This is a genomic window from Pseudomonas syringae pv. cilantro (assembly GCF_001293775.1).
Lineage (GTDB): Bacteria > Pseudomonadota > Gammaproteobacteria > Pseudomonadales > Pseudomonadaceae > Aquipseudomonas > Aquipseudomonas syringae_P.
Window position 1 is genome coordinate 108000 of the sequence record NZ_LGLN01000032.1, and the last position, 12675, is coordinate 120674.

Here is a 12675-nt window from a genome sequence, read left to right on the forward strand (position 1 = left end):
CGGTGCGGATCAGCCAGCCAGACCGGCGTAGACGTTCTGCACGTCGTCATGGTTGTCGATGGCTTCGAGAAACGCTTCGACCTCGGCCATTTGCTCTTCGGTCAAGCCGTCCACGGTGCTTTTCGGGCGATAACCCAGTTGTGCGGATTGCACCGTGAAACCGAAATCGGGGAGTGCCTTGCACACAGCGTCCATGTCAGTGGACTCGGTCAGGAACAGGGTTGCGCCCTCTTCACCGGGCTCAAAATCCTGAGCACCGGCTTCGATAGCCGCCAGCTCGGGATCGGCGTCCGGTGAAGCAGGAACCGCTTCGATCATGCCCTGATACAGAAAGTCCCAGGACACCGAACCCGCGGCACCCAGTTGGCCCTTGCGGAACAGCACGCGGATCTCGGAAACAGTGCGGTTGATGTTATCGGTCAGGCACTCGACGATCACCGGCACGCGATGCGGGGCAAAGCCTTCGTAGGTGAGGCGCTCGAAGTTGACGCTTTCGCCCAGCAGGCCGGCACCCTTTTTGATGGCGCGCTCCAGGGTTTCGCGGGGCATGGACGCTTTCTTCGCTTGTTCCACGACCAATCGCAGGCGCGAGTTCATGTCCGGGTCGGCACCTGCACGGGCCGCGATCATGATCTCCTTGGACAGCTTGCCAAAGGTGCGTCCCTTGGCATTGGCTGCCGCTTCTTTATGCTTGACCTTCCACTGTGCGCCCATGTCTGCTCTCTTGGTCCGATAGGCGCCTCGCCGCCTGCGCCTGCAAACAGGCAAGACACGGCAATGGCAAGGCGCTGAAAAATGGTCGCCGGGCAATATCCCCGTCCGGCGCCGCGCATTTTATACGCGATGGCGACAGATGAAACCCCCGCTTGGCACATTGCCTGCCGAAGTCATCAAGAGAGCGACTGATTCGACCGAGCGCAATGTATCCATGCGCGCCATAGCGTGTAGTCCTTTTCCGAAAAAACCTGCGGCAATGCTTTTCCTGAGCGGCATTTCGTAACCTTCGCCCCTTGAATTTCAAGGTGAGAGAGCCATCGGATGTGCGAAGACCAGCAAACGCCAGTCACCCTGACCATCGCCGATCGCCAGAGCGACCTGCGAGTCATCAGTTTTAGCGGCCTGGACGCCCTCAACGAGGTGTATCGCTTCGACATCCACCTGATTGGCATCGATGCGGACCTGGACCTGCACAACCTTCTCGAACGCGGAGCATTTCTGGGTTTCGGGCAGGTCGACCAAGGCATCCACGGGCGAATATGCCAGGCCAGCAGAGTCTATGCCGGTCAGCACGTGAGCCTCTACCATCTGGTGCTGATGCCGACCCTGGAAAAGCTCGCCCATCGACAGCAGCGCCGGGTCTATCAAGACCTCACCGCTCCCCAATTGGTCGTTCAGTTACTCGAAGCACACGGCATAGAAGCCGATGCCCAACGCTTCGAGCACATGACAGGCCTTTACCCCCGGCGGGCGTTATGCATTCAGCACGACGAAAGCGATCTGCACCTGCTGCAACGCTTGTGCGAGGAAGAAGGCATTCACTTTCGCTTCGAACATGATGCCGAGCGCCATGTTCTGGTGTTTTCCGACGACGCGGTCGGTTTCCCGGTGCAAGCGGTACCCGTCCGTTTCAAGCATTTGAAACCCGCTGGCCCATGTCCACCGACGCTGCTGCACATGGCTGAAACGCTCTCGATGCAGAACGGCCGGCGCCGAGCTGCGGAACGCGTTGACGAGGATGGGTCATGCTTGTTTGCATCCATCGATGCGCAGCCCGGATCGCCGGCAGCCAATCAACCCTTCGCCCCCCTGGGCAGCGCCGCCGGGCCGCGCGATCACCAACAGGCCCTGCGCCTGCAACGCGGTGCCCGCAAGCTACAACGCATACGCTGCGAGCGGCGCGATATCAGGGGACGAAGCAACCATGCGGCACTGCGCAGCGGACAGATCCTCCAGGTGCTCGATCATCCCGAGCGGTGGCTCAACGATCAGTGGCTGCTAATCGAGGTCGACCACAGGGCCCGGCAGTTGCAGGTGCTCAAAGGGCTGAATCCGCACGACACACTGGCCATCCTGCGTATGCTGGCCGATCAACAATACGGGCGCACCGAGGCGGAGCAGATGCCCGGCAATGGTTATCGCAATCGCTTCAGCGTCATCCCCTGGGCGATGCCGTTTCGTCCTTTGCTCAAGCGTCGGCGTCCGGCAATGATGGGGGCTCATCCCGCCACCTTGATGCCGTCGTCGGATGCCGATGCGCAACATACCGGTCATCGCCCGGTGAGTTTCGACTGGCAACGGACTTCGTCTTGTGGCGACCCGCGCCCGCGCTGGCCATTGGCGCAGATTGCCTGCAACAGCGTGTATGCAATGGCTCCCGGCGCACGCGTGTTAATCCGCTATCTCGATAATGACGTGGACCGCCCGGTGATCTGTGCAGCGCTGTTTCAGCCCGCAAACGTCAGTAAAACCTGCGTCACCCTGAATGGCTCAGTTACAGAAACGACCGCAGGCGTGCAGCTTGGAGACGGTCAGCGGCTGCACATTGCGACCCGCGAGGCCGTGACACTGCATGCCGAGCGGGCTGAACTGCGCATTGATGCACAAAGCATCACGATCATAGGTGCAGCAAGCATGACGACGCTTGCAGTCCCCCTCAACAATCCTTGAAGTCCGGCGTGCGCTTGTCGATAAAGGCCGCCATGCCTTCTTTCTGGTCGTGACTGGCAAACGTGGCATGAAACACGCGACGTTCGAAGCGGATACCTTCGGCCAGGCTGACTTCGAAAGCGCGGTTGACGCTTTCCTTGACCAGCATCGCGACAGGCAGGGACTTTTCGGCAATCACGGCCGCGACTGCAAGTGCCTCCGGCAACAACTGTTCCAGCGGCAGAACGCGAGCTACCAGACCGGCGCGCTCAGCTTCATGCGCGTCGATCAGGCGCCCGGTCAGGCACATTTCCATGGCCTTGGCCTTGCCGACCGCTCGGGTCAGACGCTGCGTCCCGCCCATTCCCGGCAAGACGCCCAGGTTGATTTCCGGCTGACCGAACCGGGCGTTTTCGGCCGCCAGGATGAAGTCGCACATCAATGCCAGCTCACAACCGCCGCCCAGCGCAAACCCGGCCACAGCAGCCACCATCGGCTTGCGTCTGGCCGCCACCCGATCACTCTCGCGAAACAGGTCGTCGAGGTAGATCTGCGGGTAGGTCAGGTCGACCATTTCCTTGATGTCAGCTCCCGCAGCGAACGCTTTTTCCGAGCCAGCAAGGACGATACAGCCGATGGCTGCGTCGGACTCAAACGCATCAAGCGCGTGGTTGAGTTCGTCGATCAGGCGAGCGTTCAAGGCATTCAGCGCCTTGGGCCGATTGAGCGTGATCACGCCGACACTCTTTACTATCTCGATTAAAATAGTTTCATAACTCATTGATAAATATCCTTTTGACAGCAAACCTGACCTTAAGGCATTTTATGTAGAATCTACCTTTCAAATAGCTTTTAACTTATTGAAATAAATCGATTAATAGATCAATTCAACGGCCATGGCGGTTGCTTCACCACCGCCGATACAGATAGCGGCGATACCGCGTTTTAGCTGTCTGTTTCGCAATGCCGCGAGCAGGGTCACGATAATGCGCGCGCCCGATGCGCCAATCGGATGGCCCAGCGCGCAGGCCCCGCCGTTGACGTTGACCTTCTCGTGAGGAATGCCCAGCGTGCTCATTGCCACCAGTGCAACGACCGCAAACGCTTCGTTGATTTCGAACAGGTCGACGTCGCCCAGGCTCCAGCCGGTCTTGCTCAGCAGACGCTGAATTGCGCCGATTGGCGCGGTGGGAAACAGGCCCGGTGCATCAGCGAACGCAGCATGCGCATGAATCACTGCCAGCGGTTGCAGACCCCGCTGCTGCGCGTGCGAGCGACGCATCAGCAACAGCGCTGCGGCACCGTCCGAGATCGAACTGGCGTTTGCCGCGGTGACCGTTACGCCCTCGCGAAACGCCGGTTTCAGCGTCGGAATCTTGTCCAGCCGCGCCTTGGGGGGTTGCTCGTCCTGAGTAATCAGCCTGGACTCCTTGCCTGCGGTGACCTGCACCGGAACGATCTCGGCGTCGAACAGCCCGTTGGTAATGGCCTGCTGGGCACGCGTCAACGAGGTCACGGCAAAAGCATCCTGCGCCTCTCGCGTGAAGCCGTGTAACTGCGCGCAATCCTCGGCGTAAGTGCCCATCAGCCGACCAGGTTCATAGGCGTCCTCCAGACCGTCGAGAAACATGTGATCGAGCAGTTTACCGTGGCCCATGCGATAACCGCCTCGGGCACGATCCAGCAGGTACGGCGCGTTGGACATGCTTTCCATGCCACCAGCCACCACAATCTCCGCGCTGCCCGCCAGCAACAGGTCATGCGCCATGATCGTGGTCTGCATGCCGGACCCACACATCTTGTTGACCGTGCTGCACACCGTCGCAGTGCTCAATCCTGCGCCGAGCGCAGCCTGCCTGGCCGGGGCCTGGCCGAGCCCGGCAGGCAGCACGCAACCCAACAGCACTTCGTCGACATCGGCAGGATCCAGGCCGGCGCGCTCGACCGTAGCGCGAATCGCCGCCGAGCCAAGCCGGACAGCACTGAGGCTTTGCAAATCGCCCTGAAAACCGCCCATGGGCGTGCGTGTAGCGCTGACAATGACCACAGGGTCGTGATGCGGGGTGGTCCTTTCGATGGACATGGCTATCTCCAGTCTTGTTCTTATTGGCTCGCTGAAATAATCAACCGGTCGCGTCAACCACGCAACGGGTAAAGCAGGCAGATTAGCGGTTAACGGCGGTTTGCGCCCGAGCGGACGAATCTCTGATTACAGAAGCGGTCTGACGCTAACCGAACCTTGACGCTGGAGCCCGCCAATGTTGCTACACCCGATCCGTACCCTGCTCTCGGGCCTGCTCGTTCTGACCCTGAGCGCGTGCGCACTGATGCCCCAGCGGGACCCGCTCAACATCAATGTCGTAGGTATCGAGCCTATTCCCGGACAGGGACTGGAATTGCGCATGGCCGTCACATTACGCGTGCAAAATCCCAACGATACCGAGATCAACTACACCGGCGTAGCGCTGGATCTGGACGTGAACGGCAGGCTGCTGGCCTCAGGCGTCAGTAACCAGAATGGCACGGTAGGACGTTTTTCCGAGGCCGTGCTGGTGGTGCCGGTCAGCGTGTCGGCTTTTGCGGCCTTGCGTCAGGCACTGGGTTTGACGCAAAGCCAGCGCCTCGACAACCTGCCGTACACCTTGCGTGGCAAGCTGGCTGGCGGCCTGTTCGGCACTCTGCGCTTCAGCGACAGCGGCACGCTGGACCTGCGTCAGGCAGAGGGCGATCCGTGGTAAGGCCTGATCGCCGCCTGCCGTAGATATGCGGCCCGCGTTGCCGGGCAAAGTGTCGAGATTGACACCAGGCAAGCCCGCGCGAAAAACGCTGGCATGTTTGCTGCTTGGCGAAAGAAACGTGTGTTCCCGAATTCTCACGTTCAAGGAAGATCTGCCCATGATGTTGCGCAAGCTGTCAGCACAACTCCGTATCATTTCCACTCCTACCCTTCTCGCCCTACTGCTCGGCTTATCGATTGCACCCGCATGGGCCGCTGACAAAAGCGCCAAGCGCGGCATTGCCTATGACATCACCTCGCCCAACGATTTGAGCGCCTTATCGTCAGGCGTGAGCTGGTGGTACAACTGGAGCCCAAAGCCGCATGACCGCCTGGCGTCCTACGATTACGCCTCAATGTACGGCGTGGATTTCATCCCGATGGTCTGGAATGAAAACGTCGATGACGGCCAGCTGAAGCTCTACCTGCAGGCACACCCCGCGATTCGCTACCTGCTGGTCATCAATGAGCCCAATCTGCTGGATCAGGCCAACATGACACCCGAGGCGGCAGCCCGCTTCTGGCCGCGACTGGAACAGATCGCGGCCCAGACCGGGGTCAAGCTGGTCGGCCCGGCCATGAACTGGGGCACCATGGCCGGTTACGGCGACCCGGTGCTCTGGCTCGATGCCTTCTACGCTGCGTACCGCGCCATGAATCAGAACCGTGATCCGCAGATCGACTATCTGGCATTTCATTGGTACGACTACGGCCTGGCCGGAATGCTCGACAGGCTGGCCCGATACGGCAAACCGGTGTGGGTCACGGAGTTCGCCAATTGGCATGGGCTCGATGACGGCCTGCAGATTGACTCTCTCGCGAAGCAGAAGCAGCAAATGGCTGACATGGTGGCCACTCTCGAAGGCCGCGCGGACGTCTTCAGGTACGCCTGGTTCACCGGGCGCATGACTCAGGACCCGCATTTCTCCAGCCTGTTGAGTGATGAGGGCAGACTGACCGAACTGGGCCAATACTACCTCTCGCTCCCGTACAGCGAGTAACGGCCGCGCCTCGGAATCACTGGCAGGATCAGCGCGTGACGGTCACGTGCTGGTCGGCCAGGGATGCTGCGCCAATCTCGGTCAGGCCACTGATAATGTGCTGGGGATAGGGAAATGAAAGGTCAGGCTCAAGGACTTGTGCCGAGGTCAGCAGCCCTTCCCTGACCATGGTGTCGACTGTCGTGACGCAGGCAGGGATTGCAGGCGGTGCGGAGTGACAGCGGATCAGTTCGGTGTAGATCTGACCGAATGTCAGCTTTCGCGGCCGGTTGGAACACAGACGCCTTACGACCCTCAAGATCGCAAGATCAATCCGTAGATTTTCATGACTCACGCATCTGCCTTTAAAATAACCGCTTCTGAAAAACGAACAGTAAATCGCGCATTAACGCCTCGACGTTAACCTCAACACTTATTGATTAACCGTGATGCACAACGTTTCGACGCGTTATAGAGCGCGTCAATTTACTATTGACTGCCCACAAGGCTCACTAGAACTTACCGATGCAACACGTCTGCTACCGTTACTTAAACGGACACTGCGAGTGTCTTTTTAAAGCGCAATAAAAAGCAGCTTTTATTCAGAGTGCACAGCTTACCAGACCATTAAACCTAACGACAGTTAGGTTTATAAAAAGCAATAAAAAACCACATTTTTGTATTTACTAGCCATTTAACACGAATTAACGCTCAGAATTTGGCGAATAACGTCAATTCACTCGAATATTTCCTAACATTTCAGAGATGACAACGGCGAAAAACGACTCAAAAACCGCACGATAGCCTAATGACATCATTTATTAAAATCAGCGTTGCGAATATTTTATAAACCGGCGAACTTTTTAACACTGCGCTGGACTTAATGTTCAGCCAAGCAATCCAATATTGCGACAGCCGTCTGTTTTCCTCCTTGTAAACCATTAATCGAGATGCGATCGATGACTAGATGCATGCTGTCTGTTTTCAGCGCAGTACTTCTGTGCGCGCAAAGTGTTGCCGTGCTGGCAGCGGATTCAACTTCTACAACCACTACCCCTGATCAACAGATCAGGGTACAGGTCGAAGCGAAACGCGATCAGTTGTCCGGCGCCGACAAGATCAGCCCGACGACGACGAAAAGCTCCTCCACCCTGCTCGATGCACCGGTGGTGACCGATGACGCCCCTGCACAGGTGAAACAGCCATGATCCGCCGCCCGCAGCCTGCTGCGCTTACCCAAAGGACCCTTTCCTTGTCAGTCTTCAAGCACACACTGGGGTTGAGCCTGCTGACGTTCAGCGTCATGCAGGCCAATATCGCCCTCGCCGCAGTGACCCCGGCGACCGGCAACGAGGTCGAGGCGCGTGTCAGCTCGATCCTCGACAACATGAGCCAGTCGGAAAAGATCAACTTCACCCGTGTGAATGACGGTCACATGATCCCTTCACTGCTCAAATGGGGAATCAAAGGCACCGTGGCGTATGACTCGTCCATGGGTGTTCACGTCAACAACGCCACCTTCGGCGCTCAGTACCCATCGCAGTCTGCACTGGCGGCGACCTGGAGCATCAACCGGGCGAAAGAGTTCGGCCTGGCCATCGCCTACGAGACGCGGATTTCCGGCGGCCAGCAAATGCTCTCGCCTGGCGCCAACCTTTACCGCACGCCCTACAACGGGCGCTCAGCCGAATACGTGAGCGGCGAAGATCCGTTCCTCGGAGCCGTACTGGCACCCACCATCGTCAACGGCATCCAGGCTCAGGGCATTCAGGCCAGCGGCAAGCACTATCTGGCCAACGAACAGGAAGCCAACCGTCAGGCGGTCAACGTCAACGTTGACGAACGCACCCTGCGCGAACTGTACCTGCCGGGCTTCGAGTCGATGGTCAAGAACGCCAATGTGGCGTCGATCATGTGTGGCTTCAACAAGGTCAACGGCGACTATGCGTGCGAAAACCATCACCTGATCACTGAAGTGCTCAAAGGCGAATGGGGCTATCAGGGCATGGTCATCAGTGACTTCAATGCCATCCACGATGCAGTCAAAGGTGCATGGGCCGGCACTGACATCGATATGCCGTCCGGCTTGCAGTTTACCGAGGCCAACCTGCTGCCTTACCTGTGGAGCGGCCAGCTCACCCAGAACGTGATAGACGACAAGGTAAAACGCAACCTGCGCGCCATCGTCAGCTATGACTTCCAGGAAAACCTGAACACCGCCAAAACCCTGGAACACCCGGAATACGGCATGCGCGCAGCGCTGAATACCGCGCGTGAGTCCATCGTCTTGCTGCGCAACGAAAACACGACTGCTGGCAAACCGCTGCTGCCACTTTCTCGCTCGGCGAAGATCGCAGTGATCGGCGACTGGGCACGTCAGGCTCCGGCATCGCCATTCGGCACCGCCAACTCGCCACCCAACAGCTATGTCACGGAGTTGAGCGGCCTGCAGCAACTGGCGTCCAGCAGCACAGATGTTACGTTCATCCCGGAAATGAGCCTGAATCCGGCCAGCTCCACCTGGTATCAACCGTCGCCCGGTGACAACGGCATCACCAACTCGGGCGTCAAGGCAGAGTACTTCTCCAACACCAGCCTGTCGGGCGACCCGGTGCTGACCCGTGTCGAACCCGGCGTGAACCTGAACTGGACCACCGGCACCAACATTACCGACGCCGGCACCACCGCGGTCTCCGGCTTCAGCCCGGCGGCAGGCGCGTTCTCGGCGCGGTTTACCTCGACCATCAAGCCAACGGTTTCGGGTGCGCAGGTGTTCAAGGTGCGTGCAGATGGCCCCTATAAACTGTGGGTCAACGATGAACTGGTGCTGCAAAGCGATGGCGTGCCGTACTCCGGTGACGTTGTGAATGCGCTGGTCACTTCCGGGAAGACCGCTGCGCTGACCGCTGGCAAGCAGTACACCGTGAAGCTGGAATACAAGCGTGTGCAGGGTAATTTCATCCCGGCGCTGGGCGGTTTGACGGGCGTACAGATGAGCTGGGCAGCGTTGCGTCCGCCCAAGGACCTGTCGAAGTACGATGCCGTGGTCGTCGCTGTCGGCACCACTTATGAAAACGAAGGCGAAGGTGCGGACCATGGTTTCGATCTGCCTGACCAACAGGCCGAACTGATCAGCTTCGTCACCCGAGCCAACCCCAACACCGTTGTGGTCATGCACGGTGGCGGCGTCGCCAACATGCAGCCATGGGCCAATAAAGTGGGTGCCACGCTGCAAGCCTGGTTCCCGGGCCAGCAAGGCGGTCAGGCACTGGCCGAGATCCTGTACGGTAAGGTCAACCCGTCGGGCAAATTGCCGATCACCATCGACAAGGACATCGAAGACAACCCGAGCTACGCCTCGTATCCGGACCCGGCGGCCTATCGTGGCGACAATGCGCTGACCGAGATGACCTACAGCGAAGGTCTGTACATGGGCTATCGCGGTTATGACAAGAAGCACGCCAAACCGCTGTATCCGTTCGGCTATGGTCTGTCATACACCACGTTTGGCTACAGCGATCTCAAGCTGTCGACCAACGTGCTGACGCCCGGCTCCACGATTGACGTCAAATTCACCGTGACCAACACCGGCGACAAGGCAGGCTTTGAGGTGGCGCAGCTCTACGTGCAGCCTGTGAAACCGGCTGTAGACCGTCCGGAGAAAGAGCTGAAGGGTTTCACCAAGGTCTATCTGCAGCCTGGCGAGAGCAAGACTGTCAGCATTCCTGTCGACTCACGCTCGCTGGCTTACTACGTCGACAAGACCGACAGCTGGGATGTCGACGCCGGGAAGTTCAAGATCCTGGTGGGCGCCGATTCGGAGAATCTGACGCTTAACCGGACGCTGATCACCCTTTATCCCGAAAAACTCACCACCCGCGACAGTAACCCGCTGCCGTTGCCACTGCGCAAAGCCGTACAGGTAAGCGCCACACAAGCTTACTGATCCATCCCCATCAAGGCTCAGGAATGAGCCTTGATGTCCCTTCCCAGACGTTGCACGTAGATATCGAATACGGCCATCACGTCTACCTCTTCCGGGCTTCTCAGCCACTGAATCTGCAACCCGTCCATGACCGAGAAAATCTCTTGGGCCAGGGCTTTCACGTCGATATCTGCACGAATTTCACCCGCCTCGATCAAGGCGCTCAGGTGGCCGCGTGCATGCTGGTGGGTCAAGTGGAATCGTTCGTTGTGCCATGACCAGGCCGGGTGCGAAGGCGACAGGCTTTCGGTGTTCATCAGCAAAGCCGCCTGGCACTCGGCCGCATCCTCGATGCTGAAACTCATGCTCATTTTCAGAAATTTCTGAAAGCCCTCGAGCGTCAACTCGGTGGTCAGGTCCTGAAATCTCGACGTGACGCGCTGATCCCTGCGCTCCAGCAGCGCATTGAGCAGTGCTTCTTTATTGGGAAAGTGATGCAGAAGGCCTACCGTCGTGATGCCGGCCAGCAACGCCACCTCGCGCATCGACGCACTGGAATAGCCATCTCTGGCAAAAATCACCGTCGCGGCATCCAGCAACGCCTGCTTGCGCATGTCTCCCTTGGGTGCACGGCGGCGCTTGGGTGGGGTTACCTGTTCGATTTCATTCCCTGATTCGTCGACTGCCATAAAAACCTGATAACGCCTTGATTCAATATGCCCCGGCGCACTTGGCCTGAGACCTGCTGGTGAAAAAACGCTTCGCCGTCAGCGATGCGGTGGTAATCGAAATCAGCGCAATCACCGCGTTACCGGCAAGCATCCCGGGAAACGCCCCGCTGCTGCCAAACCAGTGAGCACCGGCATAGACGAATGGCACTGTACCTGCTGTTGCCCGCAGCCAGGCGAAAACCGGCACCCACCACGACCTGTTCATGGTCATGAACACGGCGATGGCGACAAAGTCCAGACCGATCACCACCCACAACCCGCCGCCGAACTGGCAAAAAGCAAGAAACAGCTCGCGGGCGTCGCCCTCCAACTGATAGAGATCGGCGATCATCCCGCCAGACAGTATCAGCATCAGCCACACCACCAGGCCGTAGCCCACCACCAGCCTGCGCGTGAAGACGATCGCCGCGCGGACCCGGTCATCTCGCTGCGCGCCGATATTTTGCCCCAACACCGGCGCCAGAGCACCCGGCAACGCAAAAAAAGCGCAGTAGGAAAATTGCAGCACCCTGTCCAATACGGTCATGGCCGCCAGGGCCGAGGTGCCGAATGCCGACAACGAAGCCACAAGGTACGCCAGCCCCACCGGGGTCGCGAGGTTGGCGGCCATCGCCGGAAGCGCAATTCTGAAGGTACGCGCGGCATGGAGTCGCAACAGTTTGAGGTTGCGCGTCAGCACCAGGCCTACGCGCTTTCGTACCCAATACACGCCCAACGACGCAGAAACGCAGGCGGACAGCGCGAATGCGATACCCGCGCCATTCAGGCCCAGGTCCAGGGCGAAGATAAAGAACGGGTCCGCGACTGCCAGGGTCGCTGCGGCCGACAGGACGACTTTCAACGCCCGGCTGTTATCGCCGGAGGTCCTGAGGATTTGCGCGGCCATCTGCATGACGGCTTGAATCGCGGTGAACGGCAGCGTCAGCCAGATGAAGCTGCGCGCCGCTTCGTAGGTGGCCGCTTGGGCTCCGAGCCAGTGGGTGATCGGCCCGGCCAGTGATAGTTGCATCGCCGCTGAAAGGCCGCAGACTGCGAATACCATTATCAGCAGGCTGGCGGTGAGTCTGGAGATGGACCCGGCGGCGTGGTGGCCGATGCGTTCTGACAGTACGGCTGTGGCAGCAATGATCAGGCCGGTGGCCAGGGCGCTGTTGAAGAACATCAGCACTTTGGCAATGCCGATTGCGGCCAGTAGCACTGGATCGTGGAGCATTGAGACGTAGACCAGTGTCAGGATGTCTACGAGGAAGATGGCGAACAGGCTTACGGCGCTGGTACTGGCGGTCACGGCGATGTGTCGCGCTATGCTGCCTTGGGTAAATGTTGCGCTGGCTTCGGTCATCAAGTTTCTCAAAGCGCCTGGACTGAGCCTGGAACGGGGCTCGAATCGTGATAATGGTTGTTTTTGCGCTCCTTGCTTATTGATTGGTGCAGTTCTGCTTGAGCTGCTTTGACGCTCCGCGTCGCACAGTGTTCTGCGGTGTCAGGGATTTTTGTTTGAGGCTCAAGGCACCTAGTCGCCCCTCCCTACGACTATCGTGACGATACTCCGCGTCGGCATGCCTTTCGTGACGCTCCGCGTTACACAGCGGTTCTTCGATGTCAGTGATGTTTGTT

At 58.9% G+C, this 12675-nt stretch carries 11 protein-coding genes and 1 pseudogene; 5 read left to right on the forward strand and 7 right to left on the reverse strand.

Annotation, left to right across the window (positions count from 1 at the left end; all coding sequences use genetic code 11):
• Positions 1-9: 9 nt before the first annotated feature.
• On the reverse strand, positions 10-714 hold the full coding sequence (locus tag ABJ99_RS05965; RefSeq protein ID WP_054085021.1) for a YebC/PmpR family DNA-binding transcriptional regulator: 705 nt from the start codon (positions 712-714) through the stop codon (positions 10-12).
• A 324-nt stretch (positions 715-1038) separates the two neighbouring features.
• Here ABJ99_RS05965 and ABJ99_RS05970 point away from each other — a divergent pair, with 324 nt between their 5' ends.
• A complete protein-coding gene (locus ABJ99_RS05970) occupies positions 1039-2667 on the forward strand; it encodes a type VI secretion system Vgr family protein (protein WP_080378033.1) in 1629 nt (542 codons plus the stop codon).
• Here ABJ99_RS05970 and ABJ99_RS05975 read toward each other — a convergent pair.
• Positions 2654-3427 carry an enoyl-CoA hydratase gene (locus tag ABJ99_RS05975; protein ID WP_054085022.1) on the reverse strand — a complete coding sequence of 258 codons (774 nt, stop codon included), beginning with the start codon at positions 3425-3427 and terminating at the stop codon, positions 2654-2656. The two genes, ABJ99_RS05970 and ABJ99_RS05975, sit on opposite strands and share 14 nt — an antisense overlap.
• A gap of 93 nt (positions 3428-3520) precedes the next feature.
• Positions 3521-4729 carry an acetyl-CoA C-acyltransferase gene (locus ABJ99_RS05980; RefSeq protein WP_054085023.1) on the reverse strand — a complete coding sequence of 403 codons (1209 nt, stop codon included), beginning with the start codon at positions 4727-4729 and terminating at the stop codon, positions 3521-3523.
• 175 nt (positions 4730-4904) lie between these two features.
• On the opposite strand from ABJ99_RS05980, the gene ABJ99_RS05985 reads away from it, so the two are divergent.
• Both ABJ99_RS05985 and ABJ99_RS05990 read left to right on the forward strand, forming a co-directional pair.
• Complete coding sequence (locus tag ABJ99_RS05985; protein WP_054085024.1) at positions 4905-5384, forward strand: LEA/WHy family protein; 480 nt, start codon at positions 4905-4907, stop codon at positions 5382-5384.
• Between the two features lie 157 nt (positions 5385-5541).
• Positions 5542-6423 carry a glycoside hydrolase family protein gene (locus ABJ99_RS05990; protein WP_054085025.1) on the forward strand — a complete coding sequence of 294 codons (882 nt, stop codon included), beginning with the start codon at positions 5542-5544 and terminating at the stop codon, positions 6421-6423.
• Positions 6424-6451: 28 nt separating this feature from the next.
• On the opposite strand, the gene ABJ99_RS29590 is transcribed toward ABJ99_RS05990, so the two are convergent.
• The gene (locus tag ABJ99_RS29590) at positions 6452-6802 is read right to left on the reverse strand and encodes a hypothetical protein (RefSeq protein ID WP_326828202.1); all 351 of its coding nucleotides are present in this window, start codon (positions 6800-6802) and stop codon (positions 6452-6454) included.
• Positions 6803-7373: 571 nt separating this feature from the next.
• Here ABJ99_RS29590 and ABJ99_RS06000 point away from each other — a divergent pair.
• Both ABJ99_RS06000 and ABJ99_RS06005 read left to right on the forward strand, forming a co-directional pair.
• Complete coding sequence (locus ABJ99_RS06000) at positions 7374-7610, forward strand: hypothetical protein (RefSeq protein ID WP_054085027.1); 237 nt, start codon at positions 7374-7376, stop codon at positions 7608-7610.
• Entirely contained in the window at positions 7607-10348 is a 2742-nt protein-coding gene (locus ABJ99_RS06005) for a beta-glucosidase (protein WP_054085028.1), read from the forward strand. The genes ABJ99_RS06000 and ABJ99_RS06005 overlap by 4 nt, the downstream gene beginning before the upstream one ends.
• Positions 10349-10365: 17 nt before the next feature.
• Here the strand turns inward: ABJ99_RS06005 and ABJ99_RS06010 are convergent, their stop codons facing one another.
• The 3 genes and pseudogenes from ABJ99_RS06010 to ABJ99_RS29000 form a co-directional block, all read right to left on the reverse strand.
• Entirely contained in the window at positions 10366-11016 is a 651-nt protein-coding gene (locus ABJ99_RS06010; protein WP_054085029.1) for a TetR/AcrR family transcriptional regulator, read from the reverse strand.
• A gap of 22 nt (positions 11017-11038) precedes the next feature.
• A complete protein-coding gene (locus tag ABJ99_RS06015; RefSeq protein ID WP_054085030.1) occupies positions 11039-12400 on the reverse strand; it encodes an MATE family efflux transporter in 1362 nt (453 codons plus the stop codon).
• A 76-nt stretch (positions 12401-12476) separates the two neighbouring features.
• Positions 12477-12675, reverse strand: a pseudogene (locus ABJ99_RS29000) (hypothetical protein); the annotation flags it as partial.

Coding starts and splice junctions, on each gene's coding strand:
- ABJ99_RS05965 (WP_054085021.1), bottom strand. CDS start 714: ATGGGCGCACAGTGGAAGGTCAAGCATAAAGAAGCGGCAGCCAATGCC.
- ABJ99_RS05970 (WP_080378033.1), top strand. CDS start 1,039: ATGTGCGAAGACCAGCAAACGCCAGTCACCCTGACCATCGCCGATCGC.
- ABJ99_RS05975 (WP_054085022.1), bottom strand. CDS start 3,427: ATGAGTTATGAAACTATTTTAATCGAGATAGTAAAGAGTGTCGGCGTG.
- ABJ99_RS05980 (WP_054085023.1), bottom strand. CDS start 4,729: ATGTCCATCGAAAGGACCACCCCGCATCACGACCCTGTGGTCATTGTC.
- ABJ99_RS05985 (WP_054085024.1), top strand. CDS start 4,905: ATGTTGCTACACCCGATCCGTACCCTGCTCTCGGGCCTGCTCGTTCTG.
- ABJ99_RS05990 (WP_054085025.1), top strand. CDS start 5,542: ATGATGTTGCGCAAGCTGTCAGCACAACTCCGTATCATTTCCACTCCT.
- ABJ99_RS06000 (WP_054085027.1), top strand. CDS start 7,374: ATGCTGTCTGTTTTCAGCGCAGTACTTCTGTGCGCGCAAAGTGTTGCC.
- ABJ99_RS06005 (WP_054085028.1), top strand. CDS start 7,607: ATGATCCGCCGCCCGCAGCCTGCTGCGCTTACCCAAAGGACCCTTTCC.
- ABJ99_RS06010 (WP_054085029.1), bottom strand. CDS start 11,016: ATGGCAGTCGACGAATCAGGGAATGAAATCGAACAGGTAACCCCACCC.
- ABJ99_RS06015 (WP_054085030.1), bottom strand. CDS start 12,400: ATGACCGAAGCCAGCGCAACATTTACCCAAGGCAGCATAGCGCGACAC.